This is a genomic window from Streptomyces hundungensis (assembly GCF_003627815.1).
GTDB lineage: Bacteria > Actinomycetota > Actinomycetes > Streptomycetales > Streptomycetaceae > Streptomyces > Streptomyces hundungensis_A.
Genome location: NZ_CP032698.1, coordinates 590096 through 615966, shown reverse-complemented (window position 1 = coordinate 615966; position 25871 = coordinate 590096). Strand labels below are relative to the sequence as shown.

Here is a 25871-nt window from a genome sequence, read left to right as displayed (position 1 = left end):
CGGCGGCGTTTTCGTATGGCCGGTCATTTTCCGGACGGGGCGTCATCGCGGCGACCCGGTATCCGCGATCGCGGATACCGGCGTACTGCCCAAGAGGAGATATGGCATGGCGTCAGGCACAGTGAAGTGGTTCAACCCGGCCAAGGGCTTCGGCTTCATCGAGCAGGACGGCGGGGGTGCCGACGTGTTCGCCCACTTCTCGAACATCGCCGCCCAGGGCTTCAGCGAGTTGCTGGAAGGCCAGAAGGTCAACTTCGACATCGCGTCGGGCCAGAAGGGCCCGATGGCCGAGAACATCGCTCTCGCCTGACGTCGACGCGCACTTCGTAGCTGGGGCCCGCATCCCTCGGGGTGCGGGCCCCAGCTACGAGCATTTTCCGCAGCAGGTCTGACCTGCGGGCGGGGAGCGCCCGCTGTCCCGTATCCAGGGGCGCGCGCTGCGTCCAAAAGCGTGCGCGGTAGGCGTCCGGAATTTCCCTTCCAATGGCGTGGGAAATTCCGTCGATGCAACCTGCGGCAGATCCACCTTATTTCACATTCTTTTCACAATTCATTCGGTTCGTTCTTGTGATTCCCCGCGCTGCTTTGTGCTGCGGGAATTCCTTGATGCGTGCCGTATGGCCGTATCAGGAAGGTTCTCGATGAACCCCGTACGTACCAACAGCCGTTCCTCCCGCCCCCGCCGGACCGAGGGTGGCGCCCCCGCAGTCGCTGCCGGCGGCGGTTCGCGGCGAGACGCGCGCTTCGGATCGTCCGCCCCTGCCCGTTCGGGCGGCCCTGCCCGCACCGGCGCCTCGAGCCGGTCGGGCGGCTATGGCCGCCGGTCCGGTGCGGTCCAGGGCGAGTTCGCCCTGCCGAAGACGATCACTCCCGCGCTGCCCGCGGTCGAGGCGTTCGCCGACCTCGACATGCCCCAGCAACTGCTGGCGGCGCTGACGACGCAAGGTGTCAGCGTGCCGTTCCCGATCCAGGGGGCGACGTTGCCCAACACCCTCGCGGGCCGTGACGTTCTGGGACGCGGGCGCACCGGTTCCGGCAAGACCCTCGCCTTCGGCCTCGCACTGCTGGCCCGCACCGCAGGACAGCGCGCAGAGCCGCGCCAGCCGCTGGCCCTGGTCCTCGTGCCGACGCGGGAGCTGGCTCAGCAGGTGACCGACGCGCTCACCCCCTACGCCCGGTCGGTGCAGTTGCGCCTCGCCACCGTCGTCGGCGGCATGTCGATCAGTCGGCAGGCCAATGCGCTGCGCGGTGGTGCCGAGGTCGTCGTCGCCACGCCGGGCCGCCTCAAGGACCTCATCGACCGCGGTGACTGCCGGCTGAACCAGGTCGCGATCACCGTCCTGGACGAGGCCGACCAGATGGCCGACATGGGCTTCATGCCCCAGGTCACCGCGCTGCTGGACCAAGTGCGCCCCGAGGGACAGCGGATGCTGTTCTCGGCCACTCTGGACCGCAACGTCGACCGCCTGGTCCGTCGATACCTCGTCGACCCGGTCGTCCACTCCGTCGACCCGTCCGCGGGTGCCGTCACCACGATGGAGCACCACGTGCTGCACGTCCACGGCGCCGACAAGCACCGCACCACGACGCGCATCGCGGCACGCGACGGCCGGGTCATCATGTTCCTGGACACCAAGCACGCTGTCGACCGGCTGACGCAGGACCTCCTGGACAGCGGGGTGCGTGCCGCCGCCCTGCACGGAGGCAAGTCCCAGCCGCAGCGCACCCGCACCCTGGCCCAGTTCAAGACCGGGCACGTCACCGTGCTCGTGGCCACCAACGTCGCCGCCCGCGGCATCCACGTCGACAACCTCGACCTCGTCGTCAACGTCGACCCGCCGACCGACCACAAGGACTACCTGCACCGCGGCGGCCGCACCGCCCGCGCCGGCGAGTCCGGCAGCGTCGTCACCCTCGTCACCCCCCAGCAGCGCCGCGACATGAGCCGTCTCATGACCACCGCCGGGATCGTGCCCCAGATCACCCAGGTCAGCTCCGGCGACGAGGCGCTCACCCGGATCACCGGCGCGCAGGCCCCCTCCGGCATCGCCGTGACGATCACCGCACCGGTCGTCGAGCGGCGCCAGCGCAGCACGTCATCGTCACGCGGTCGGCGTAGCCCCGCCTCGGCCGCCCGGCGCAGGACCGGTCGGCAGTCCTCGTTCGACACCGCGGCCTAGCAACCCCCGTCTTCAGGAACTGTCCGATATCCCCAGGAGCACCCTTTGACGATGGTTCAGATGCCTCCCCGCTCGATGGTCGCCACCCCTGTATCTCGCTCGGCGGCCGTCGCCCCCATACTCAGGACGGCGGCCGACACCTCCGTAGCGAGGGCGGCGGGCGACGTTATGGACACCGCCGGACCGCGGGTCTTCGACGACATGACCGTCGAGGTGGCCCTGTCCGTCATGGCGAGCGCCCACACCGGGCACCTGCTCGTGTGCGACAACGACGGCGTGTGCTCCGGGCTGCTCACCCGGGCCCAGCTCACCACGGTCCGCGACAGCTCCGGGTACACGGACCGGGTCCAGCTGCGGGACATCCTCGCCGACAACACCCTGGGCCCGCTCGCCCCGGGCCGCTGAACCACCGCGCTGGACGGGCTGGTTATCCGGGTGCGGGCGTGGGACACGTGATCCAATTGACCTGCTCGGTGCGGAAATGCGTCCGGTGGCGCATGTCCGGGACGCGAGTCCTGGACGGCCTTGAGCCGAGGAGCGAGGAGACGTTGTGACCGCAGGGCAGACAGGTGACAGCCGCGCGGGCGATCCGTTGACGCTGGCGAGGACGTTGGAAGCGGCGGAGGCCGCGGCCCCGGTCGAGTCGCTCGACGTGGTCGCGCGCATGCTCAAGGAGCGCCTGGGCGCGGCGTCGGTGTCCTTCCTGATCACCGACTTCAACGGCAGCTCCGTCGTACGGCTGGGCGCGGCGGGCAGCGTCGACATCGGCGAGCCGGCCGAGCGCATCGCGCTGCGCGGCACGCTGTACGACGACGTGATCCGCAGCCAGCGGCCAGGGGTCGAGGACACGGGCGAGGACGCGCTGGTGCGGATCGTCGCTCCGGTGACCAATCGTGGCGACGCCATCGGACTCCTGGAGCTGTTCCTGCCCACGGCACCGGACGCCGAGGTGATGCGGGAAATCGGCGAGACCGCGCACGCGCTGGCCTACATCGTCATCACCAACCGGCCCTTCACCGACGTCTACCAATGGGGGCGGCGTACCCGCCCGCTCAGCCTGGCCGCGGAGATCCAGCACCGGCTGCTGCCGGCCTCGCTGGCGTGCGAGGCCGCCCAGTTCACGGTCGCCGGGGCGCTGGAACCCGCCGACCACGTCGGAGGGGACACCTTCGACTACGTGATCGACCGGGACACCGTTCAGCTGTCGGTCACCGACGCCATGGGGCACGACGTCGCCGCCGCGCTGCTGGCGACCCTGGTGGTCGGCGCCCTTCGCCGGGCCCGGCGGGCCGGCGCGGACCTACAGGAGCAGGCCAGCCAGGCCGACGCGGCCATGCGCGAGCACGGGCGCGCGGGTTACGTCACCGGTCAGCTGCTGCGCATCAGCCTGCTCGACGGCACCACCGAATTCATCAACGCCGGGCACCCCTGGCCGCTACGGCTGCGAGACGGCGAAGTAACCCAGATCGTGCCGAAAATCGATCTGCCCTTCGGGGTTCTGAACCCGCACACGTACCGGGTGCAGACGTTGGACTTGCGGCCCGGGGACCGGCTGGTGATGCTGACCGACGGCATGCTGGAACGCAACGCCGACAGCGTCAACCTTCCCGACCTGATCGTCCGCACCCAGGCGCTGCATCCCCGAGAAGCCGCCCGCACCCTCATAGGGGCGATCGTCGACGCCGGCGACGGGCACCTGGACGATGATGCGACCGTGATGTGCCTGGACTGGCACGGGATCCGCCATGTCCAGCGCGCCGCCGCCACTGGTGCCGACCTCGCCGACGCCTCGCTCCCGTCAGGACAGTAGTTGACCGCGCTCAGGCGGTGGGGGACATGATGGGATTTCCCGTGTGGCCCCGACGGGCGATGCCGGGGCGACCCGGGCGGAGAGAGAGGCGGCGGCGATGAGGCGGCGAAGGCCGGACCACGAGGACGTCCATCAGCCGAGTGCGGAAGAGATCCTGGAGGCGCTGGATCTGCTGCCGGGCCCGGACGGGGAAGAGCGGATCGCGCTGGCGATCGACGCGAACCGGTGCGCGCTGAAGGGAGATGCTCCACGGACCTCGGCGGCCACCCTCCGGGCGATGCTGGAGCAGATGGAAAACGAAGGGACGGTTCAACGCTTCGCCCCTCGCACTTACGATCTTCCGGAGTGCGGCCCACGGTGGTGGTCGGCCGCCAGGGCGCGGGAAGAGGCCGAGGAGCGCCAGGCGGAAGCTGAGCGAGCGGCGGATGCCGATGCGAAACTGAAGCCGGTGCAGCGGCGCCGCCAGGCCGAGATGGCGGAAGCCCTTCAGGAGGAGCGGGCCAGGGGCGGCAGCCCGTTGAAGAGGGCCGTCGACGCCACGCTGGAGGCGAATGCGCGCATGTACCGCGAGTATCGGCGCCGATCGGGCGGTGAGGGCGGGGCGAACTGAGGCGCCCGGCCCAGCAGTTGGAGACCGCCGGCCACCTGAGCGCGGCCCCGGGCGCGGGCCGGCCTTCGGGGGTGACCCTGGCGCGCTCCGCAAGGTGGACGGCGTCCGTGCGGGCTGGTGAGGAACGCCCGTGCAATGGCTGTCAGTTGGTGGCCTCCCAGGTTCCCCGACGCCCGCCGCGTACGCTCACCTCTTCTTCACGCCCTCGTTCCAGATCAGCTTCGCGATGTTCGGCTTCACGGCCGTGGTGATGACGCCCATGGCCGTGTGGACGTACCGTTGTTCCTCCAGTTCGTGCAGCATGCTCGCGGCGAGGTCCGCGCGGGCGGTGAAGACGCCGTCGGCGCTGGTCTCAGCGGTGTGGTAGTCCGTGACGGCCGGGTGCTCGAAGAGGCCCGAAGGCCGGACGAGGGTCCAGTCGAGGTGCGTCTCACGGATCACGGCCTCCATGCGGCGCATGTCCTCGTGGAGGGTGCGGCCCAGGCGCCGGTTGACCAGCGGGTCGAGTACGTGATTGAAGAAGTGCGCGCCGGTTGGCCGCCACTTCGGGTCGGCGATGCTGGAGCTGACGGCGAGCAGGCGCTTGACGCCGTGACGGGCCATGGCCGCGGTGATGGCCGTGGCGCTCGCCGAGTACGTGGTGACGGTCTCCTTGCTGAAGCGCGAACCCAGCGCGGAGAGAACGGCGTTCGTCCCGCTGACCGCGGCGTCGACGGCCGCCGGGTCGGTGGCGTCGGCGACAGCCACGGTCAGGCCGGGCCGTGCGGGCAGAGAGCCGGGGCGGCGGGTCACGGCGACGACCTCGTGTCCGGCAGCGAGGGCCTGGTCAGTGAGGTGGCGGCCGGTCGGCCCATTGGCGCCGAAGACTGCGATGCGCATGGTGTTGGGGCATCCCTTCGTATGGATCGCGGAACGCCCTTGACTGTGCCGATCACGAAACGCAGGCTCAACGCTGATGAATAACGCCGCCCCTGCCCCCGCCCGCCCCCGAGGCCGTCCCCGCGGCAATCCGCCCACCCGTGAGTCGATTGTCTCGGCGGCCCGGTCGCTGTTCCTGGAACTCGGCTACCGGCGCACCACCTTGCGTGCGGTAGCCCGGGCAGCCGGGGTCGACCCCGCGCTGATCGCGTACCACTTCGGCTCGAAGAAGGGGCTGTTCGCGGACGTCATGCAGTTCCAGTGTGCCCAGGCGCTGACCGTGGACGATGTCCTCGACGGCGACCGGACCACCCTCCCCGACCGGCTGATCGACGCGGTGACGGACCTGTGGGAAGACGCCGACTTCCGCCGTCTCACCGCCCAGGGCGACGAGGCTGCCGAGGCCATCCGCGGATACCTGGAACGGGAGCTGCTGGCCCGGCTTGTTGAATTTCTCGGCGGCCGGGACGCGACCGCCCGCGCCACGGCCGTGGTGACGATCCTCGGCGGCCTCGTCTACACCCGTTACCTCAACCCCCTCCCCACACCCGCCGCGCTCACCCCGTCCGAGGTCCGCCACATCCTCGTCCCGACGCTCCGTGCGGCACTGGCCCCGAGGCCACGTATCGCAGCAAGTACCAGAACGGGCCACCGCGGTTCGCCGACCTTCGCCGGGGATCCCGCCCGGCCTTGACCAGCACAGCAACTCCTGCGCAGCTACGCGATGCAGAGCAGTAGTCACCCGGGTGCGCCATGCAGGTCCGCGCGACCGTGTGGGGCCTGTCGGTCTCCACGGCGTCCGCAGAGTGAAGAAGGCCGGACCACGCAGGTCTGGACAACCGTGACCGGCCGCTGCGCGGGGCCCTTGGTTCCGATGTATCTGCGCTAGGTACTGCCGTGCCTTTGTCGTTGTCGCTCGCTCCCGATTGCCCAATGCCAAAGGGACGGGAAAAGTTTGGTCGAACAATGGAAAAGCTGGCAGAACAGCACGTTCTGCCGACGCGGACACAAGCCACCTCACCAACCCCGGATGACAACGAAAGCACGGAAGTTCCACCCGGTTGAGCGGAATGTGGATCTCCGCTCCGGGTTCCGGACAGGTCTGGCGGGCGAGAGGGCGGCCCGCGGCTCACCGGCGCACCTCGCGGTTAATTGAATTCCGAATTTATTTCTTCGGTGCCGGACCCTATGCGTTGCCAGGACTGCCGATACGTGCGGGACTCGTTAACCTCCTTTGGATATAGTCGAGTTGTGACACGTTGAGGTGACGCGCCGGGTCGTGCGCAGGCCGGCGGGAGCGATGCGCTCGAGCCTCCGGTGGATCGCGACCCGAAGCGCCCGCGACGAGGACCGGTTACTGACCGGCTAACAGTCGGCGAGGTAAGGCCGATTGGCGTTTATTTGCGACGGGGGGAGTCAAATGTCGTTAGCAGACGGAATGTCAGGTGAGAGAGGGTCTCGCGGGAGATCGCGCCCGGAGGGAACAACGCGGCATTGGGGTGCCGCGTAGCGCTCGGATGGGACCCGGGCCCGGTGCTTTCCGGGCACATTCACCACCAAACGGTCGCCCAGGGGGGCGCCGTCATTCTCGAAGGGCGATTGACCATGCGCAACACCACGGGGGCACACGGGACCGCACTGGGAAGCTTCCTCCAGGCGAGACGCTCCAGGCTCAGACCTGAGGACGTCGGCCTCGACAGTGACGGCAAGCACCGGCGGGTGGCCGGGCTTCGCCGTGAGGAGGTGGCCCAGCTCGCCCGCGTGAGCGTCAACTACTACACGCGTCTTGAACAGGGACAGAACCGCAGTGCCTCACCCGAGGTCCTGGACGCCCTGGCCGGTGCGCTGCGGCTGAGCCAGGACGAACGCGCCCACCTGCACGACCTCGCCGGCAGCGCGGGCACTCAGGCCAGGCCGGAGCCCGTGGCGGAGCATGTGCGCCCGGCCGTGGCCCGCATGATCAGCGTGTACGAGCAGGGCCCGGCGGTGGTCCTCGGCCGCCAGCTGAACATCCTCGCCTGGAACGAACTGGCGCGGATCCTGTTCTCCGGGCACATCGACCTCGGCGCCACCGAGACGCTGCCCAACCTGGCCGAACTCGTCTTCCTGGAACCGGGTGCCCGCCGACTGTATCCGGTCTGGACCGACGAGGCGCATGAGCTGGCGGGCTATCTGCGCGTCATGGTGGGCCGCTATCCCGGTGATCCGGCCCTTTCCGCGCTGGTGTCGAAACTGTCCGACAACAGCCCGGAGTTCGCCAAGATCTGGTCCGGCCACGTGGTGTGGGACAAGACCCACGGAACGCGCTACCTGCACCACCCCGAGGTGGACCGCCTCACGCTGTCCTTCGAGACGCTGAGGCTGCCCGACAGTCCTGACCAGTGCGTCATCCTGTACCAGGCCGAAGCCGGTTCGGAGTCCGAACGGGCCCTGCGCTCGCTGCTCGCGGGACGGAACGGACAGAACGGGTAGCCGGCCCTGCACGGAGGGCGGCCGCATGTGTACGCGGCCGCCCATCCGCCGTTCAAACCTTCCGGGTGCAAACAGCGGGGGAGACGGCCGGAACCTGCCCCTCCATCGGCGAGGGATGATCAGCTGGGGCAGGCTGAGGGCCTGACCAGGGCCGCGTACCAGTAGAGACTTGCCGTCATGGATCTTCCCGCCTGCTTAGGAAACTTCTTGCGCTCCCAGCGCTGCCGCATCAAACCCGAGGATGTGGGGCTCGTCAGAAGCCCCGAAAGCCGCCGGGTGCCAGGACTGCGCCGTGAGGAGGTGGCGCGGCTGGCCGGCATCAGTCCGGACTACTATGCCCGTGTCGAACAGGGGCGGGCGCCGCGGGTCTCGGGCTCGGTCCTAGACCGGCTGGCCCGGGTGCTGATGCTCGACGGCGCGGGGCGGGCCCACTTCTACTGGCTCGCGCGTCGCGGGGCCGCCGCACCGGCAGGTGGGGGGCTGCATCAGATCGCCTCCTCGCTCAGCACCCTGCCGGTGGTTGTCCTCAACCGGGGTCACGACGTGGTCGAGTGGAATCCGGCGGGGCAGGCGCTGTTCGCCTGGCATCTGCTGTCGTCCAGCGACGGGACGGGGCGGCCTCACACCCGGGCGGAATCGCGGCCCAATCTGTCCCGGATGCTGTTTCTCGATCCACGCACCCGCGCTCTCTTCGGTGAGTGGCACACAGAGGCCGCGTGGAATGTCACGCTGCTGCGTCGGGCCGCCGAGCAGGAACCCCAGGACCCCGGCCTGACCGGCCTCGTCGCTGAACTGGTCGCCGAGAGCCCCGAATTCGCGGAGCTGTGGCAGCACCCCGCGAAGCGCGCGGCCGCACATCCGGATGCGGACGCTCCCACATGGTTCACCCATCCTTCTGTGGGGCCGATGCGGCTGAACCGTGCGCTCCTTGAGCCCGGCGACGCGTCCGGCACATGGGCGCTGCTGTTCAGCGCGGAGCCGGGCTCCCCTTCCCAACGGGCCCTGGACGCGCTGCTTGCCAAGCTCCCCACGGATACCGGATGCGGTCCGGACGATGCTCCGGAGAGCCCATGCCGAGGGAAGCTCAGCCGTTGAGCAGCGGATAGGCGCGTTCGCGGCGCGGCGGCACCGCGAACGTGGCCCGGCTGCGCACGTCCATCACGGAGTTGATCCCGTTGTTCCTGCGCACCCCGATGCCCGCGTGGTAGCCCGTCGCGTCGCCCGCGTTCATCACCGCGCGGGTGGCGTGGAAATCCTCCATGGTGCGTTGCAGCGACACGAAGTGGGTGCCGGGCGAGCCGTGGTCGAGAGTGGCGAAGTCGCGCCGGTTGATCCGCGGCACACCTCCTAGGCGGGCGCGCCCGGTGGCTTGCGCGTGGCCGACGCGGCCGTGGGCGGCGGCGAGTTGCGGCAGGCTGTCGGCATCGCTCTTCGCGTCGTCCACCAGTTTCTCCGCGGCGTCGGCCGTGACCAGGGGCGAGTACATGTGCGCGCTGCGGGTGTCCGGGTCCTGCTCGTACCAGCTGTCCACGTCGAGGTCGATGTAACTGACGTGCATGGTGGTGCCGCCGGCGAGGGGACCCGAGGTGATGGTGATGCGGTCCTCGGGGGCCTGGTTGCCGCGCAGCCCCGAGTGGAAGCCCAGCATGAGCGGGGCCCGGTCCGGGATGGCGCTGCCGGGGCGGCGTACGGCGGGAAGCCCGCGGCCGACGAATCCGGTGCGGATCTCCCGCAGCTCCAGGTGCTCGCGCTGGTCCAGAGGGCTGTCGCCGAAGAGTTGGCCGGTGATCTCCGCCAGCGTGCCCTCGTCGTCCGACGCGAGGTGCAGACAGGCGTCGAAGCTTTCCAGGCGAGGGTTCTCCCAGCGGGCCATCGGGACTGGGCGTCCCACCGGGGAGCGGGCGCCGGTGTGCGTCTCGAACCAGCCCGGCCCCCAGCCCAGACAGGTGAGCAAACCCTGTGGTCCATAAGGGAGTTGAGCCTCGATGTTCTGGAGCGCCTGCTCCAGGTGGGCGGCGGCTGTCGGCGCCGGACGGCCGAGGACGTCCAGCATGAGGAGTCGGTGGAAGCGCGGCGCAAGGGGGCGGCCGGCCTCGTCGGCGTGGAAGGTCGCTTCCCAGGCGTGCTGGGCGGCGGGGAGTTCGGTGGTCATGTCGGGTCCCTAGAGGTGGTGGGCGGGCGCGTCGGTGTCGCGTCGCAGCGCAGCGAAAGCCGTATGCCAGTCGCGAGGCGGGGCGCCGGGCTCGTTGAACAGGGCGAAGGTGGTGCCGCGCGCGGCGGGCTCCTCAACGGCGGCGACGATGGCCGCCGCGATGTCGGCACGGGCCACCATGCCGTCGGCGTACGCATCCTGAGTGAACGTCAGAGCATGCGAGCCCTGCGGGTCGTCCGTCATCCAGGTGGCGCGAACGATGGTGTGGGGCAGATGGCTGTCGCGCACGGCTTGCTCGGCCGCGACGCGACTGGGCAGCAGGCTCGTGGCGGTGCGGTTGAGGGGGTGGGCCGGGCCATGTCCCACCGCGAAGGAGCTGAGCAGGATGATGTGGGGTGCCGACGCGGACCGCTCTGCCTCCCGCAGCAGCGCTGTCGTTGCCTGCTCGGTGTGGCGCAGGGCGTCCCCGCGCTTGGGGACCAGGATCACGGCATCGGTGTCCGTGAGCGCGGCCCTCAGGGAGTCGGGGTCCTCGATGTCGGTGAGGGGACGGACGTCATGGCCACGCGCGGTGGCCTGTTCGGCGACGATGCGGCCGGTGGAGAGTTTGAACCAGGAGGAGGCGACGGCGATGCGGGCCATGGTCACACCGTGCCGTCGACGAGAAGGACGGCCTTGCCGGCCAGGCGGCGCTCCCGCAGGTCGGTCATCACCTCGGGCAGCCGCTCCCAGGTGTCGGTGCGGCCGATCACCGGGTCGAGCTTCCCGTCCGCGATCAGACCGAGCAGGATGGCGAGGTCTTCTCCGACCGCCTCGCCGGAGCCGAACACCCAGAAGGGATGCAGGGTCTGGCGTACGTGCGGGACGAAGGAGGAGATGGAGAGCGCGGCCGTGCGGCCCGACGACGTGCCGAGCAGCACGATGTGTCCGCGCGGGGAGAGCAACTTCAATGCGGTGACCAGGACTTCGCCGCCCACCGACTCCAGGATGAGGTCGAACTCTCCCTCGGAGTCAGCCAGTGAGCTGATCACGTGGGTGGCTCCGAGTGCGGCGAGGTCGAGTGAGCGGCGCGTTCCGCTGAGCGCGGTCACTTCGGCGCCCTCGGCCGCCGCGAGCTGCACGGCGAAGGACCCGACACCGCCGCTGGCGCCGGTGATCAGGACCCGGCGGCCGGCCAGCGGGCCGCCCCGGCGCAGCGCCCGCAGGGCGGTGAGGCCCGCGACGCCCAGGGGAGCGGCGTGCTTGGTGGCGACGCCTTCGGGGACCACGGCGATGCGGTCGGTGGGAACGGCGGTGAACTCGGCCCAGCCGCCGAAGTCGGCCATGGCGGCGACCCGCGTGCCGGCTCGCGGGCCGCTGCCGTCGGCGGCCTCCGCAACGACGATGCCGGCCAGGTCCTGGCCGGGCAGCCAGCCCTCGGCGCGCTTGGCGAACAGGTTCAGCTCTCCTCGGTTCACGGAGAACGCGCCGACGCGTACCAGGGCCTCGTTCGCGGCCTGTTGAGGAGTGGGGGCCTTGCGCAGCTCGGGGCCGGCGGGTGTACCGACGTAGGCGCGCATGGCCATGGGAACAGGGGTGATTGAGGTCATGCGGCCACCGTAGGAAAGCCACCCGTGCGAAGGGAAAGACCAGGTGGCTATCGATTCATGGGATCTGCTTATGAATGGTGCGGGGGCGGCCTAGAGTAGATCGCATGATGCCCGAGGCCAGATTGCTGCGGTACTTCCTGGCAGTGGCCGAAGAGACCAGCTTCACCCGCGCCGCGGCACGGCTGCATATCGCGCAGCCCGCGCTCAGTGCGCAGATACGCCTCTTGGAGAGCAGGCTGGGCGTGCGCCTGCTGTTCCGCACCACCCGGGTGGTGCGGCTGACCGACGCGGGGCGGGCGGTGCAGGAGCGCGGCGCCGCGGCGCTCGCCGCCCTCGACGACGTGTGGGACGCGGCACAGCGGGCGGGGCGCGGTGAATTGGGGCGGCTGCGGCTCGTGTACAGCGCGAGCACCGGTTACGGCACGGTGCCCGAACTGGTCGAGGCGGTGCGCCGGGAGTACCCGGAGATCCAGGTGAGCGCGGAGGTTCTCAGCACGCCCGACATCGCGCACGCGGTCCTCGACGGACGGGCGGACGCGGGGGTGGCACGGGCCGCCGAACCGGTCCCGGGGGTACGGCTGCGTCCGGTACGTCGCGAGCGCCGAGGCATCCTGGTGTCCCGGGAGCATCCGCTGGCGGCGACGCCGGACGGTTGCGGGGTCACCTTGGCGGCGGTCGCCCGCTTCCCGGTGCTCGTGCACGGCCGTGAGGCCAATCCCGGACACTACGACGGACTGCTCGGCCTGTTCCGCCAGGCGGAGATCGAACCGCGCCTGACCGAGCGGTCGGTGTCGTTCGATCCGACCCAGCGGCCGCTCCGGGACGGTGACGCGGTCGGGTTGGTGGGTGAGGCGGTGGGGCAGGACCAGCCCGACTGGCTGCGCTGGATGCCGCTGACAGGTGTCCCGCCGCTGGAGGCCCAGCTGGTGCTGCCCGAGGTGGCGGTCACGCCGACGGCGGCCCGCTTCGAGGAGGCCGCCGTCGCGACAGCCCGGCAGCGGGGCTGGATCGAGGAGTGAACCCCGCTGTGTGCAGGGCTCGTTGATGCGGACAGCACGTCGGCCCGGCCTTCACTCGTGGTGTCGGCCGGGCCGGTGCTGCACCGGGGCCCGCGGGGGGACGGGGGCCCCGGCGGTCAGTGTGCCCCGGCAACCGCCAAGGGGCGCTTCAGGGCGGGCGGTGCCGCATGGGCGGTGGGTGCCCAGTCCAACAGGGCCGCGCCCAGGGACATGCCGCCCCCGAAGGCGATCAGCAGGACCAGGTCGGACTCGCAGAGCAGGCCCTGGCGGTGCACCGCGTCCAGGGTGACCGGCACGGACGCGGCGCCGGTGTTCCCGTACCGTTCCAGGGACAGGTGAAGGGCCGCGGAGCCGAGGCCGAGGTCGGGCCAGACCTCCGCGAGCATCACCCCGTTGGCCTGGTGGGGCACGAAGTGGGCGACCCGGTCGGCGTCCACCCGCGCCCTGGCGAGGAGGTCGCCGACCGCGCCGGGCAGGTTCTCGTGGACGAAGGAGCGCACGGCCCGCCCGTCCATCTGGAAGAAGTGCCCACCGTCGTCGAGGGTGGCAGCCGAAGCCGGCCGCCGACTGCCGCCGGCCGGAACACTGATCAGGCCGTGAGCGTCGCCTCGGCTGCGCAGATCGGTGGTCAGCACCCCCCGTCCCGCGGGCACCGGACCGAGCACCACCGCGCCGGCCCCGTCGCCGAACAGGATGGCGGTCTTTCGGTCGCTGTAGTCGAGGATCCGGGAGTAGATGTCGGCGCCCACGACCACGCCGTACCCGGTGCCGCCGTCGGCCCGCAGCATGCGCTCGGTGACGGCCAGGGCGTAGACGAAGCCGCTACAGACGGCGTTGAGATCGAAGCACGCCGCGTTCCGCGCGCCGATCAGATCCTGCACGATGGCGGCGGTGGCCGGCTGCGGATGGTCGGGTGTGGAGGTGGCGACGACGACGTAGGAGAGAGCGGCGGGGTCCAGGCCCGCCTGTCGCAGAGCCCTTCGGGCGGCCTCGGCGGCAAGGTCGGAGGTGGCCTCGTGCGGGGCGGCACGGCGCCGCTCCCTGATGCCGGTCTTGCGGACGATCCACTCCGACGTGACGTCGGCCCGCCGGGCGATCTCGTCGTTGCCCACCACCTCGGTGGGCAGATAGGAGCCGGTACTGACGACTCCGGTAGGTCTTCCCGCAGGGCTTCTGCTTCCCGCGGGACTGGGGCTGTGCATGGTGTGTCTCCTGAAGGGTTCCTGAGGGTGCCTGGGTTCCGGTGGGTCGCGGGGAGTGTCAGAAGGGCAGTGACGCGTGCGCCTGCGGTGTCAGACGCTCCCAGCCGCGGCGCACGGCCTGGTCGGTGAGTACGGGGTCGTCACCGACCACCACGGCCGTGCCGACGGCAGTGAGCAGGTCGAGGTCGCTGCTGTGGTCCGCGTAGGCCGTACTGGCCGCGAGGTCCAGGCCGCGGACTCCCGCCACGGCGTGCGCGGCCCGGCCTTTGGCGGCGCCGATCATGGGCGTCACCACCTCACCGGTGAGAGTGCCGCGACGGATCGTCGGGTGGGTCCCGATCGCCCAGTCCGCACCGACGTGTTCGGCTACCGGATCCAGGCAGGCCGCGAAGGACCCGGAGAGCAGTACCACGAAGTCACCTGTCGCACGGTGGAGTTGGAGCCGGGAGACGGTCTCTTCGATGAACAGTCCGCCCAGCGTGCACTGTTCGTCGAACCACGCACGCCCCGCATCGGCGAGAGCGGCCGCACTCTCCCCCTCGTACAGGCGGTAGTAGCGGCGGTTGATCTCCTGACGCGGCACACCGGCCGCCGCGCCGCGATGCAGTGGCGCCGTGAGGCGGTCGTACGTGCCCTCCGGTTCGCCGCGCCGGGCGAGGTGGAAGCGGAGGAAGCTGAACATGCTCTTGGCCCGGATGAGGGTTTCGTCGACGTCGAAGAACGCCGCGCCGTGTCCGGCCATCAGCGTCTGGCCCCGACGCGTGTGAGGGAAAGCGACAGGATGCACAGGGAGTCGCCGTTCTGGGTGGCCTCGATGCGCACCGGCAGCTGGTCGACCCTCTGCGGGCCCGTCCCGCCCAGCTCCACCAGACCGCCCTGCGTGTAGTACGAGCCGGAATCGTCCGGGTCGGCAGTGCTCTGCTCACCCACCTCGGCGGTGAGGTGGGTGGCGTGCTCCAGCTCACCGAAGCGGCTGAAGACGACGGACAGGTCGGTGGGGAAGGTGCGCGAGGGAGACATGCCGCGGACGTCCAGGGCGGCGAAGAGCGCCAGCTGGCGGGCCGCCTCGGCGATAACCATGCCGGGCAGGTGGTCCTGCGGGTGGTCGAACATGCTGGGGTGGTCGGCGGGCACCCGGAGCGCGGCCCGGGCGCTGTCGGCCTGGCTCGTGGCATCGGCGAGCACCACGTTGTCGGCGTTGCCACGGCCCACGAGGTAGGGGGCGACGGGGGTGCCGGGACCCGCCGCGAGATAGGTCGCCGAGGACGGCGGGGTCTTGCCGTCCCGGTTGCGGAGCCTCAACTCCAGGTAGTCCGCAGGGGACTTGAAGCGCAGCCCGACCGAGGCGCGGCCTATGCCGACGCCCTTGACCAGGAGTTCGATGTCGTAGTCGAGGCCGGTGGTGCGGCCCTCCCGCTTGCGGTGACTGGTGACCGAGACCCGGAGGGTGAGCGCGCACGGCTCGGCGCCGACCGCGATCCGCTCGGGGCGCTCCAGGTGGATGCGCAGGTGGGTGAGGATGAACTTGTGGTCCTCCGGCACACCGTAGAAGGCGTGGGCGCCGGCCAGCGCCGATTGTCGGCAGGCCTCCAGTAGCAGCACCGGGTCGTAGGTGCTGGGGCGCAGCAGGTGGTCACCGTAGTAGGCGTGGGAGCGCGGGAGCTGGGCGGCCGCCGCGTAGTCCGACTCGGCCAGCTGCTGGAGGTCGGTGAGGAACACCTCGCCCAGCGAGTCGCGGTGCACCAGAGCTCGGTCGACGGTGCGGGTGTAGCTCAGCTCGGGGGTTTCGGGGAGGGTGGCGGTCATGTTCGGAGCCTTTCCCGTGTGGGGTCTCGTACGAGGGCGGACGGTGACGTGAGGGTGTCGGTCGGGCCGGCTTCGCTGCGGTTCAGCGGAGTTCAAGCAGGGTTCCCGTCCAGGTGAATCCGGCGCCGGCGCCCAGGAGCAGCACCCGGTCTCCGGTGGCGTACACGCCTTGCGCCGTGAGGTGGTCGAGGCCGGCGATCTGGTCGCCGCTGCCGAGGTGTCCAACGGTGCGCCCGAAGTCCCACAGGGACCGGTCGGCGCCGCCGGGCAGTTCGGGAAAGTAGTTCTCCTGAAGGAGCGGGAGCCCCAGGTTGGGGTAGACGATCCGGCGCAGCGTGGGGTGGTCGCCGTCGGGCAGCAGCTCCTTGCGGATCTCGCGGACCGCCGAGCGGGTGGTCTCGGTCAGTGCCTCGCGCCCCTTCTCCTTGAGGAACCTGCGTTTGGCCGACCGCACATCGTGCTCGTCTCGAAGCAGGTCGGGGCGCTCGGGGGCGGGGGCGTCGGCGCGGTGCAGGCCTTCGAGTTCGGGCGCGGAGACGCTGTGGGCCGCCAGCACCCGCCAGCCCGGCTGCTCCTGGCCGGTGGACAGGACGGCGGCGGACGCTCCGTCGCCGTACACGATCCCGTAGTCGGCGGTGAAGCGGTCGAAGCCGGAGGAGGCGAACTGGTCGGTGGCCACCACGAGCGCGTTGCCGCGCGGGCGGCCCGTCAGGTAGCCGCCGGCCACTTGGAGGACCAGCATCTGCCCGTTGCAGCCCTGGTTGACGGTGAGCGGAAGCGCGCCGACGCTGCCGAGCTGGGACTGGAGCCAGGATGCGGGCGACCACAGGCGTTTGTGGCCGTGTCGGTGGATGGCGGTGACGGCGATGAGATCGATCTCGTGCGGTTCGAGCGCGGCGGCCGCCAGCGCGCTCCGGGCGGCGATGAGCGCCATGTCCGCCGGGTAGAGGGTCTCCTCGGCGCATACGGTGGCGTAGCCGGTCGCGCGGATGCGGTCGGTGTCCTCGGGGTAGCCCGCGGCCGCGGCGGCCACGTCCAGGCGCGTGCCGGGAAGGTAGCTGCCCGTGCCGGTGATGGTGAGGTCGGTCAGGGTCACAGGGATGCCTCCGCATGGATTCGGTGGGCCCCGGGTGCGGGGTCCGGCTGCCGGGCCGGCAGGACGGCCGCGACATGGCGGTCGGGCCGGACCAGGACGGCACCCGCTCCCACGGGCAGCCAGGACGCCTGACGGCTCGTCAACGTGCCCTGGTGTACGGGCCTTTCGCCAGCCACCTCGGCAGGGAGCGCCCGTAGCGGGGCGGGGACTGCGGGGTGGTGGAGCAGCACGTGGTGGTCGCCGGGGGGCACCTGCCCGGGCAGGCGCGCGCCGACGTCGAGCCGGTGGGTCTCGCGGCGGGGCAGCGGCGCATCGGCGGGGCGCCCGTAGGTCGTGTAGAGCTGGCTCCACGCTTCCGCGACGCCCCCGAGCGCTTCGCGCACCCGGCGCTGGGCGTCGGCGCCCGTTGCGTCCCGCATGTCCTGGAGCAGACCGAGGACTCCGGTGGTCCGGGCCACGTCGGCCGCGGCCGCGCGCCGTTCGCGGGCGTAGTCGGCGAGCAGGTCGGTGCCGGCGCCGCGGCCGAGCGCCTCCAGACGCCAGGCGAGCGCGGCCGCGTCGGCGAAGCCGGTGTTCATCGCCTGTCCCCCGGCGGGGGAGTTGAGGTGGGCCGCGTCCCCGGCGAGGGCCGTGCGGCCCATCCGGAAGTGGTCGGCGAGCCGCTCGTGCACCTGATAGTGGGCCAGGCGGTCCACCGAGCCGAGGGCCAGCGTGTCGCCGAAGCCCAACTGGCCCACGGCGGCGGCGAATTCGGCTGCGCTCACCTGTGCGCCGCGGCCGAGCGACTGTGACGACACGGGGCCGGCGACCCGCACCGCGCCGCCGGGCAGCGGGAGCAGCGAGACGGCGCCGCCCGGGCCGATGTACATGGAGGAGGCGCCCGGCTCGGGCCGGTGCAGTGGCTGCCCCTCCGCCAGCAGGTAGCTCATGGGGTAGGTGACCCCGGGAAACGGGATCCCGAGTCCTTCGCGGACCGTGCTGCTCGCACCGTCGGCGCCGACCAGGTACGCGGCGCGCATCACCAAGAAGCCCTCAGGACCGGTCAGTTCGGCCTCGACATACGTGCCCGACGGGTCCTCGCGTTGACTGTTGTACTGCACGCCCCTGACCAGGCGGCCGCCGCAGGCCACGAAGGCGGCGGCGAGCACCTCCTCCACCTCGGGCTGCGGGACGTTGACGTAGTAGGGGAAGGGGGTGTCCAGGCCGGCGAACTCGACGGTGTGGACGGCCCCGTGGTGGGTGTGGAAGGAGACGCGCTCCTGGCGCACCCCGTGCCGCTCGACGGCGTCGCGCAGCCCGAGCGACTCCAGGGCTTCCAGGCTCGCCGCGTGGACCATGACCGCGCGGGTGCGGCGGTCGATATGCGGCGCGGCGTCGACCAAGGTGCACTCGACGCCCCGGGCCCGCAGTTCGCAGCCGAGCATCAGACCCGTGGGGCCGGCTCCGACGACCAGAACGTCGGTGGTGCCAAGGACCGCAGCGGCTCCAGCCTCGGTATGACGGTTCATCAGTTTCCCTCGCAGGTGACGGACTTGGGGATGGCCGGCCAGGTCATCGGGCGGCCGGCCGGTCTGCGGGTCCGCTGCCGGGCAGGGGGTTCCGGCAGCGGACCGCGCAGACGTCTCGCGGTGGTCCTGCTGATGCGCGGCGGGGGGTGAGGCGCTCAGTCGATGGCCGCGGCGGCGCGGCGCTTGACGAAGAGGGCCACCAGGGCGGCGACGGCCACCAGGATCAGGCCGTTGACGAGGATCGCCACGTTGATGCCGCCGAGCGTGGCGAGTTCCTGGGACTTGCCGTGCGCCGCACGGATCTGGGCGGTCGCGACGGCGCTCATGATCGGGATGCCGACCGTGATGCTGACCTGCTGGGTCAGCGTGGTGATGCCGGTGGCCAGGCCCTGCTGCTCATTGGGGAGGCCGGAGGTGGCCGTGACCATGAAGCCGACGATGGCGACGACGTGGCTGTAGCTGCTGAGGAAGGCGAGCGCCAGCACCGGGTAGAGCCAGCTGCGGCTGTCGCCGGCGAAGTACAGCGCGCCCACCGTGATGCCCTGAACGAGCAGGCCGCCCACCAGGACGGCGTGGCTGCTGCCGAGGGCGCCGATCCAGCGCGGCGCGGTGATGCCGCCGAGGAAGGCGCCGACACCGAGGACGCCGAAGGTCAGTCCGGTCGCCATGGCCGAGTAGCCGAGGACTTCCTGAAGGTACAGGGTGAGCAGGAAGATCATCGCGGTGAACCCGATGAAGGTGGCGGCGCCGCCGATGTTGCCCCAGGTGACGGTGCGGCGAGCCAGGATGCGCAGCGGTGCCAGAGGCTCGGGCGCCCGCAGCTCCACGAAGCCGAAGGCGACCAGGAGGACCACACCGATGCCGAGCGAGAGCAGCGTGGTGGAGCTGCCCCAGCCGTACTGGCCGGCCGAGGAGATGCCGTACACCAGGGCGATCAGGCCCGCGCTGACCGTGATCGCGCCGGGGATGTCGAGCTTGCCACCCTGGCGGGCCCGGCTCTTGCTCAGGAGCATCGGGGAGACCACGAGGAGCAGCACACCGATCGGCACGTTGATGAAGAAGCCCCAGCGCCAGCTCAGCACGTCGGTGAGCAGGCCGCCGACGACCGCGCCGCAGGTGAATCCGGCCGAGAGCATCGCGCCGTTGAGGCCCAGGGCCCGGTCACGCAGGGGCCCTTCGGGGAAGGACGTGATGAGCAGGGCGAGGCCGGCCGGGGTGACCATGGCGGTGGCCAGGCCCTGCGCGACGCGGGCCGCGAGCAGCGGACCCTGGGCGTCGACGAGGCCGCCGACCAGGGAGGCGAGGGTCAGCAGGCTGAGCCCTGCCAGGAAGATCCGGCGGGCTCCCACCATGTCGGCGATGCGGCCGAAGAGGAGGCTGAAGCCCGCCGCGCTGAGCGCGAAGGCGGTGGCGATCCACTGAAGGTTTTCCTGGGCGAAGCCGAGCTCCCGGCCGATGACCGGAACAGCCACGTTCATGATCGAGAAGTCCACGGCAAGGGTGAACTGGGCGCCGAGGAGCAGGACGAGGACGAGCGTCTGCCGCCGAGTCATCCGCTCGGGCGCCGGTTCCTTCGGCAGCTCCTGAAGCGTCCGGGTTTCCCCTGAACTGTTGACCGTTGACATGAGATGCCTTTCGCTTCCTGTCGGTTGATTCGTCCATGAGCCTCCGGGACAGCAGCCGTACCAGCCAGTACCCGCCTCTTCATATGGCTGCGTTGGGTACCACTGGCTGGGTCTGTCTCCCGCACGCCGACTGTGAATACGGTTCAGGACATGCCCACAAACACACAGGACGTCGTCAGCGAATACCTCCGGCGCGTCGGTAGCGGCGACATAGAAAGCGCCCTCGAACTCGTCGCGGAACCCATCGACTGGTTCACCCCCGGATCCACCGAACTCATTCCGTGGATGGGAAAGCGGACGACGCACGCGGAGATCCGTGAGTTCTTCAAGGCGGCCGGAGACAACATGACGGCCGAGGCCTTCGAGGTCACTCGCACCATCACGGTCGACCGGTTCGCCGTAGTGCTCGGACGACTTCAGTTCCGGGTCAACGCGACAGGGAAGAGCTTCTCCTCGGAATTCGCCCTCGAACTCCGCGTCACCGACGGCCTCATCGACCGCTACCACATGCACGAGGACAGCTACGCCATCTCGCTGGCCTTCCTCTGAGTCGAATCCGAAAGGCGAGCGCGCGGGAGACATTCATGTTCACCGAGAACGATTGCGACGTACTCATCGTCGGAGCGGGACCAACCGGCCTCACCGCGGCCTGCGAGCTGTTGCGGCGCGGTGTCCGGGTCCGCCTCATCGACCAGGCGCCCGGGGCGAGCGTGCACTCCAAGGCCATGCTGGTGTGGCCGCGGACGCTCGACATCCTGGAGGACCTGGGACTGGCCGACGGCGTGGACAAGTACGCCGTGAAGCTGCGCCAGATGACCTACTACTCGGAGAAGCGGCCGGTCAGCCGGATGCGCATGACCGAGGATCTGGCCCCCTTCTGCCTGCCCCAGCGCCTCACCGAGGAGATCCTCACCGACGGCCTCGCGGGCCTGGGCGGCACCATCGAACGGGAGGTCCGCCTCCTGGCGCTGCACGGAGTGGACTTCTCCGGCGCCATCACGCCGGGCCGGAACGTGACGGCCACCCTGGAACACGCGGACGGCACGGTCGAGCGGTTCACCGTTCCCTGGGTGATCGGCGCGGACGGCGCGACCAGCGTCGTGCGCAACCAGCTCGGTATCGCCTACGAGGGCGCGACGTACGAGAACCGCTTCCTCATCACCGACGCCAAGGTCGCGGACAATCCGCTGGACCCCGACGAGGTCCACTACTACCAGTCCAGGCTGGGTGTCCTCGCGATCGTGCCCCAGCCCTACGGCCTCTACCGGTTCTTCACCAACGCGCCGGCGGAGCTCGACGACGGCACCCTGGAGGACATGCAGCGCCTGGTGGACCTGCGCGGGCCCGGCGGGCTCAAGCTCGTCGACCCCGACTGGGTCACCACCTTCCGGGTGCACCGGCGCCGGGCCGCCTCCTTCCAGCTGAGCCGGGTCTTTCTGGCCGGCGACGCCGCGCACGCCCACAGCCCGATGGGCGGGCAAGGCCTCAACACCGGCATCCAGGACGCGCAGAACCTGGCCTGGAAGCTCGCCTCGGTCATCCGCGGCGACGCGCGGCCCGCACTGCTCGACTCCTACACGCCCGAGCGGGCCGCGGTCGCCGATGCGGTGGTGCGCGACACCGACCTCCAGACCCGGGCCGCGATGTGGTCCAGGAACAGCCAGGTCGCTCTGCGCGACGTCACCATGCGCACCCTGGACCGCACCCGCACCCTGGACCGCTATTACCTGCCGATCGCCGCAGGGCGACGGTGGGTGTACGACACCCCGCAGGACGACCAGGGCGCCAAGGGGCGTGCCGGCCGCACCAGTTGGTGTTCGATGAAGTCCACGCTGCGCCGCCACGCACGTGAAGGCGCCGCCCTGCCAAGGCAGTTGGCGGTTGACCTCGGCGTCGCCGGCCCCTCGGCCGACCCGGGCCTCCATACGCTCGTGGTGCTGCCGGACGCCCGCGGCGGAACGCGAGACCTGGCCGAAGCGGTGCGCCACCTGGCCGCCCCCTGGCGGGCCCAGGTCCGGGTGGTCGACGCCGCCGCCGTCCGGACCGGGACCCGACGCCGCAAGCCGGCCCTGGCCGATCGAGCCGCCCGCGAACTGCACTGCAAGCGGGCCGGCTTCCACCTCGTCCGGCCGGACGGGCACATCGTCCTGCACGGCCACCGCGAGGAACTCGACGAACTGCACCAGATGCTCGACCGCCTTTTCATCCGCCGCGACGAACCCATCGTGGACTCCCGCACCGATTCTCCTGTGGAGGAAGACATGTCCGCTCCGAGCCAGTACGTTCCGCCCGCCCACATCGTCGGAGACGGCACGCACAAGGTGATCGTGCTGCACTCACTGTTCGGCGGGCACGAGTCCTTCCGCACCTGGTGGCCCTACCTGGACGGGACGCGCTACAGCTACGCGTTCATGGACGCACGGGGTTTCGGCAAGGCGCTGGACGCGGCCGGGACGTACAGCACCGACGAAATCGCCTCGGACGTGCTCTCCCTGGCCGACAGCCTGGGCTGGCAGGAGTTCTCCCTGATCGGGCACTCCCTCGGCGGACAGCCCATCCAGCAGGTCCTGCTCAAGGCGCCGCACCGGGTGCGCAAGCTGATCGGGCTCAGCCCGGTCCCGGCAAGCGGCATGCCGATACCCGACTCCGACTTCCCGCTGTTCGCCGAAGCGGCCCACAAGGTGGAGAACCGTCGCATCATCATCGACCTCACCACCGGTAACAAGCTCACGCCCACCTGGGTCGACGCCTGGGCCGAGGCCTCGATGAAGCAGGTCGGCCCGGTCGCCTTCCGCAGCTACCTGGACTCCTTCCGCACCACCGACTTCTCGGCGCGGATCACCGGCGCCGATGTGCCCGCCCTCGCGGTCGTCGGCGAGAACGACCCCGCTGTCACGCCGGACGCCATGAACGAGACGTGGATGAAGCACTACCCCAACGCCGAACTGGCGGTCATCGGCAACTCCGGCCACTACCCCATGGTGGAGACCCCGGTCGCGCTGGCGACCCTCCTCGAGAACTTCCTCGCCAAGTAGTCACCGCCCCCTGGCGGCGATTCGCGGCGCGGAAGACGCGGCGGAGGTCCGGCGGCGCACCCCCTGTCGGTTGCCCGGACCTCCGCCGCCTCCCTGTGCCACCCACCCCCTGACCCTGGAGCTATGCCATGCCCAAACTCCCCGACAGCGTGCTTTCGTGCCACGACGTCAATGGAAAGCTGCTGCCCGATTCCGTGCTGCGGTACGCGTTCGACCAACTCCTCACCAATAACGGCTACGTCCACCTGGTCAATGTTCCCGAGAGCTTCGACCACGTCGCCTTCCTCAAGGAGATGGGGGAATTCCAGCCCACTCCCACCGGCGCCGTCGTCGGCGACCTGAAACCCGAAGCGGGAATGGAGGACGTCTACCATGCACAGAATCACCGCTCGCTCCTTCCGCACACCGAGGGGTACGAATACGAGGGGATACCCCCGCAATTCCTCGCCCTGTGGTGCGTGACGCCGGCGTCGGGACCGGGCGGCGAAACCACACTGCTCGACTCCCGGCCGCTGCTGTCCCGGCTCACCGAGGACGAACACCACGGCTTCCTCACCACCCCCTACCGGTGGAAGTCCACCGAGGGCCTGGCCCGGCACGGCGTCGAGAACACCGCCACCCACCCGGTTCTCGAGGAGTACGCGGGCCACGTGATCCTGCGCTACTCGCACAACAACCTCATCGTCCCCGAGGGCGACGAGGCAGCCGTCCAACTCCTCGCCTTCTGCGGCCAGTTGTACGAGGAGAGCCACACCGCGGTGAGCTACGCGCCCCGCGACATGGTGGTGTGGAACAACTGGCGGATGCTGCACTCCCGCAACGCCTTCGAGGACCCCGCGCGCCACCTCAAGCGCGTCCAGATCGCAGCCCCCATCGCGGGCTGAACCACCATGGACTGGCAGACCGTATGCGCACTCCTGGCCGTAGCCGCCGCCGCAGGCTGGATCGACGCCGTCGTCGGCGGGGGCGGCCTGCTCCAGCTGCCGGCCCTCCTCATCGGCGGCGCGTCCCTGCCGGTGGCTTCCGTCCTCGGCACCAACAAACTGGCCGCGACCCTCGGCACCCTGGCCGCCGCCCTGACCTACCAGCGCCGCCACCCCGCGGACCTGAGGGCCGTCGCCACCGGCGGCGCCGCGGCGGTGACGGCATCGGCCGGCGGTGCCCTCGTCGCCACCTGGATCTCCTCGGACTTCCTGCGCCCCTTCGTCCTCATCGCCCTGATCGGCGTCGCCGTCTTCGTCCTCCTTCGCCCTCAGTTCGGCCGCTCCGAACCGGCCGAGGCGGCCGTCACGGCGCCGGCCAGGCGTCGGGCGGCCCGCCTGGTGCTCGTCGCGGGCGGCGCCATCGGCTTCTACGACGGCCTGGTGGGCCCCGGCACCGGCACCTTCCTCATCATCACCTTCACGACCCTGCTCAGCCTGGAGTTCATCAAGGCCCTCGCCACGGTCAAGATGATCAACGTGGGGACCAACCTCGGCGCCCTGCTCGTCTTCGCCCTCCAGGGCCACGTGCTCTGGGCCCTCGGCCTGGCCATGGCCGTCTTCAACGTGGCGGGCGCGCTCGTCGGCGCACGCATGACACTCGCCCGGGGCAGCGGCTTCGTGCGTGTGGTGCTGCTCGCGGTCGTCGCCGTCATGGTGGTCCGCCTCGGGTATGCCCAGTTCGCCTGAGGAGAGCGCCGCCGTCGTGCGCAACGCCCCGCCCCGTGCAACCCAGTTCAAGGAAAGTCACCTATGAAGATCCTGATCTCCGGCGGAGCCGGATACATCGGCAGCACCATCGCGTCCGCCTGCCTGGACGCCGGAATCACCCCCGTTCTCCTCGACAGCCTGATCACCGGCCGACGTGAGTACACCGAGGGAAGGCTGTTCTACGAGGGAGACATCGCCGACGGCACTGTCGTCGACCACATCTTCGCCGACCATCCCGACATCGAAGCGGCCGTCCACTGCGCGGCCCTCACCGTCGTCCCCGACTCGGTCAGCGATCCGCTGGGCTACTACATCGCCAACGTCACCAAGAGCCTGTCCTTCGTGACCCATCTGCTGCGCAACCGGTGCGGCCGGCTGATCTTCAGCTCCTCGGCCTCGCTGTACGAACCGGGCGAAGACTTCAGCGTCGACGAGTCCTCACCCATCAGCCCGCAGAGCCCGTACGGCCGCACGAAGGCCCACTGCGAGGCACTGTTCGCCGACGTGTCCGCGGCCCACCCCCTGCGCACCCTGTCCCTGCGCTACTTCAACCCGATCGGAGCCGACCCCTGGATGCGGACCGGCCTCCAGTACGCCCGCCCCTCGCACGCCCTGGGCAAGATGCTCGAAGCGCGTGAAGCCGGGACGCCGTTCATCGTCACCGGGACCGACTACGCGACCAGGGACGGCTCCGGGATCCGCGACTACATCCACGTGTGGGACCTGGCCGCCGCCCACGTCCAGGCGCTGCGGAACTTCGACACCATCCTCACGGGCGCGGCGGACACCCCCCGTTCCACCGCCATCAACCTCGGCACCGGGCGGGGCACGACCGTCTTCGAGCTCCTCGACGCCTTCAACGAGGTCACCGGCGCCCAACTGACCTCACGCGAGACCGGCCGACGCCCCGGGGATGTCGCCGGGGCCTACGCGCGCAGCGAGCGGGCCGCCGAACTGCTGGGCTTGAAGCCCGAGTTCACGCTCCGCGACGCCATCCGCCACGCGCTGCAATGGGCTCCGATCCGGGAGGGGATGCTCGAAGGCGCGGCCGCCCAGCACTGCGTCGGTCCCTGACCTGCTCGTGCTCGACGAAGGGCTTCCTCCTCCAGAGGGGAGCGATGCAGCGATGCATACGTATGGGCGCACCCGCAGTCCGGC

Annotated in this window: 23 protein-coding genes and 1 pseudogene; 14 read left to right on the top strand and 10 right to left on the bottom strand. The window is 70.5% G+C overall.

The annotated features are described in order from the left end of the window. Positions 1-106: 106 nt before the first annotated feature. The 5 genes and pseudogenes from DWB77_RS02835 (at position 107) to DWB77_RS02815 (ending at position 4600) form a co-directional block, all read left to right on the top strand. Positions 107-310, top strand: coding sequence for a cold-shock protein (locus DWB77_RS02835; RefSeq protein WP_120719717.1), 204 nt, complete (start codon positions 107-109; stop codon positions 308-310). A gap of 331 nt (positions 311-641) precedes the next feature. Beyond that, complete coding sequence (locus DWB77_RS02830; RefSeq protein WP_120719716.1) at positions 642-2180, top strand: DEAD/DEAH box helicase; 1539 nt, start codon at positions 642-644, stop codon at positions 2178-2180. Between the two features lie 45 nt (positions 2181-2225). Beyond that, positions 2226-2552, top strand: a pseudogene (locus tag DWB77_RS02825) (CBS domain-containing protein); the annotation flags it as partial. A 220-nt stretch (positions 2553-2772) separates the two neighbouring features. Next, positions 2773-3990 carry a PP2C family protein-serine/threonine phosphatase gene (locus DWB77_RS02820; RefSeq protein ID WP_120727280.1) on the top strand — a complete coding sequence of 406 codons (1218 nt, stop codon included), beginning with the start codon at positions 2773-2775 and terminating at the stop codon, positions 3988-3990. Positions 3991-4033: 43 nt separating this feature from the next. Further along, entirely contained in the window at positions 4034-4600 is a 567-nt protein-coding gene (locus DWB77_RS02815) for a hypothetical protein (protein WP_120719714.1), read from the top strand. A 186-nt stretch (positions 4601-4786) separates the two neighbouring features. Here the strand turns inward: DWB77_RS02815 and DWB77_RS02810 are convergent, their stop codons facing one another. After that, positions 4787-5479 carry an NAD(P)-dependent oxidoreductase gene (locus DWB77_RS02810; RefSeq protein ID WP_120719713.1) on the bottom strand — a complete coding sequence of 231 codons (693 nt, stop codon included), beginning with the start codon at positions 5477-5479 and terminating at the stop codon, positions 4787-4789. 76 nt (positions 5480-5555) lie between these two features. Between DWB77_RS02810 and DWB77_RS02805 the strand changes: the two genes are divergently transcribed. The 3 genes from DWB77_RS02805 (at position 5556) to DWB77_RS02795 (ending at position 9085) form a co-directional block, all read left to right on the top strand. After that, positions 5556-6212: a TetR/AcrR family transcriptional regulator gene (locus DWB77_RS02805; protein WP_120719712.1), complete on the top strand. Its 657-nt coding sequence runs from the start codon at positions 5556-5558 to the stop codon at positions 6210-6212. A gap of 911 nt (positions 6213-7123) precedes the next feature. After that, positions 7124-7990, top strand: a complete 867-nt coding sequence (locus DWB77_RS02800; RefSeq protein ID WP_120719711.1) for a helix-turn-helix transcriptional regulator — start codon at positions 7124-7126, stop codon at positions 7988-7990. 177 nt (positions 7991-8167) lie between these two features. Next, positions 8168-9085 carry a helix-turn-helix transcriptional regulator gene (locus DWB77_RS02795; protein ID WP_120719710.1) on the top strand — a complete coding sequence of 306 codons (918 nt, stop codon included), beginning with the start codon at positions 8168-8170 and terminating at the stop codon, positions 9083-9085. Here DWB77_RS02795 and DWB77_RS02790 read toward each other — a convergent pair. The 3 genes from DWB77_RS02790 to DWB77_RS02780 are packed head-to-tail and all read right to left on the bottom strand — an operon-like array spanning position 9075 to position 11731. Further along, complete coding sequence (locus DWB77_RS02790; protein ID WP_120719709.1) at positions 9075-10142, bottom strand: DUF7405 family protein; 1068 nt, start codon at positions 10140-10142, stop codon at positions 9075-9077. The genes DWB77_RS02795 and DWB77_RS02790 overlap by 11 nt on opposite strands. A gap of 9 nt (positions 10143-10151) precedes the next feature. Beyond that, a complete protein-coding gene (locus tag DWB77_RS02785; RefSeq protein ID WP_120719708.1) occupies positions 10152-10784 on the bottom strand; it encodes an SDR family oxidoreductase in 633 nt (210 codons plus the stop codon). 2 nt (positions 10785-10786) lie between these two features. Beyond that, a complete protein-coding gene (locus tag DWB77_RS02780; protein ID WP_162952379.1) occupies positions 10787-11731 on the bottom strand; it encodes a zinc-binding dehydrogenase in 945 nt (314 codons plus the stop codon). A gap of 104 nt (positions 11732-11835) precedes the next feature. Between DWB77_RS02780 and DWB77_RS02775 the strand changes: the two genes are divergently transcribed. After that, positions 11836-12750 carry a LysR family transcriptional regulator gene (locus DWB77_RS02775; protein WP_162952378.1) on the top strand — a complete coding sequence of 305 codons (915 nt, stop codon included), beginning with the start codon at positions 11836-11838 and terminating at the stop codon, positions 12748-12750. Positions 12751-12866: 116 nt separating this feature from the next. Here DWB77_RS02775 and DWB77_RS02770 read toward each other — a convergent pair whose 3' ends face one another. The 6 genes from DWB77_RS02770 to DWB77_RS02745 all read right to left on the bottom strand — a co-directional run bounded on the left by DWB77_RS02770 (position 12867) and on the right by DWB77_RS02745 (position 19987). After that, positions 12867-13952 carry a 3-oxoacyl-ACP synthase III family protein gene (locus DWB77_RS02770; protein WP_120719705.1) on the bottom strand — a complete coding sequence of 362 codons (1086 nt, stop codon included), beginning with the start codon at positions 13950-13952 and terminating at the stop codon, positions 12867-12869. A gap of 58 nt (positions 13953-14010) precedes the next feature. Continuing rightward, positions 14011-14694: an HAD family hydrolase gene (locus DWB77_RS02765; protein WP_120719704.1), complete on the bottom strand. Its 684-nt coding sequence runs from the start codon at positions 14692-14694 to the stop codon at positions 14011-14013. Continuing rightward, entirely contained in the window at positions 14694-15758 is a 1065-nt protein-coding gene (locus DWB77_RS02760; RefSeq protein ID WP_120719703.1) for a ScbA/BarX family gamma-butyrolactone biosynthesis protein, read from the bottom strand. Before DWB77_RS02760 ends, DWB77_RS02765 begins: the two co-directional genes overlap by 1 nt. 82 nt (positions 15759-15840) lie before the next feature. Then, a complete protein-coding gene (locus DWB77_RS02755) occupies positions 15841-16854 on the bottom strand; it encodes a ketoacyl-ACP synthase III family protein (protein WP_120719702.1) in 1014 nt (337 codons plus the stop codon). Next, complete coding sequence (locus DWB77_RS02750; RefSeq protein ID WP_120719701.1) at positions 16851-18362, bottom strand: FAD-dependent monooxygenase; 1512 nt, start codon at positions 18360-18362, stop codon at positions 16851-16853. The genes DWB77_RS02755 and DWB77_RS02750 overlap by 4 nt, the downstream gene beginning before the upstream one ends. 155 nt (positions 18363-18517) lie before the next feature. Beyond that, positions 18518-19987 (bottom strand): MFS transporter, encoded by a 1470-nt coding sequence (locus DWB77_RS02745; protein WP_246033375.1) that lies wholly within the window; start codon positions 19985-19987, stop codon positions 18518-18520. A 150-nt stretch (positions 19988-20137) separates the two neighbouring features. On the opposite strand from DWB77_RS02745, the gene DWB77_RS02740 reads away from it, so the two are divergent. The 5 genes from DWB77_RS02740 (at position 20138) to galE (ending at position 25787) form a co-directional block, all read left to right on the top strand. Next, positions 20138-20536, top strand: coding sequence for a nuclear transport factor 2 family protein (locus tag DWB77_RS02740; RefSeq protein WP_120719699.1), 399 nt, complete (start codon positions 20138-20140; stop codon positions 20534-20536). A 35-nt stretch (positions 20537-20571) separates the two neighbouring features. Continuing rightward, positions 20572-23022, top strand: coding sequence for an alpha/beta fold hydrolase (locus tag DWB77_RS02735; RefSeq protein ID WP_246033374.1), 2451 nt, complete (start codon positions 20572-20574; stop codon positions 23020-23022). A 128-nt stretch (positions 23023-23150) separates the two neighbouring features. Next, a complete protein-coding gene (locus tag DWB77_RS02725) occupies positions 23151-23906 on the top strand; it encodes a TauD/TfdA family dioxygenase (RefSeq protein WP_120719698.1) in 756 nt (251 codons plus the stop codon). 6 nt (positions 23907-23912) lie between these two features. After that, on the top strand, positions 23913-24692 hold the full coding sequence (locus DWB77_RS02720) for a TSUP family transporter (protein WP_120719697.1): 780 nt from the start codon (positions 23913-23915) through the stop codon (positions 24690-24692). Positions 24693-24755: 63 nt separating this feature from the next. Then, a complete protein-coding gene (galE, locus tag DWB77_RS02715; RefSeq protein ID WP_120719696.1) occupies positions 24756-25787 on the top strand; it encodes a UDP-glucose 4-epimerase GalE in 1032 nt (343 codons plus the stop codon). Positions 25788-25871: the final 84 nt, after the last annotated feature.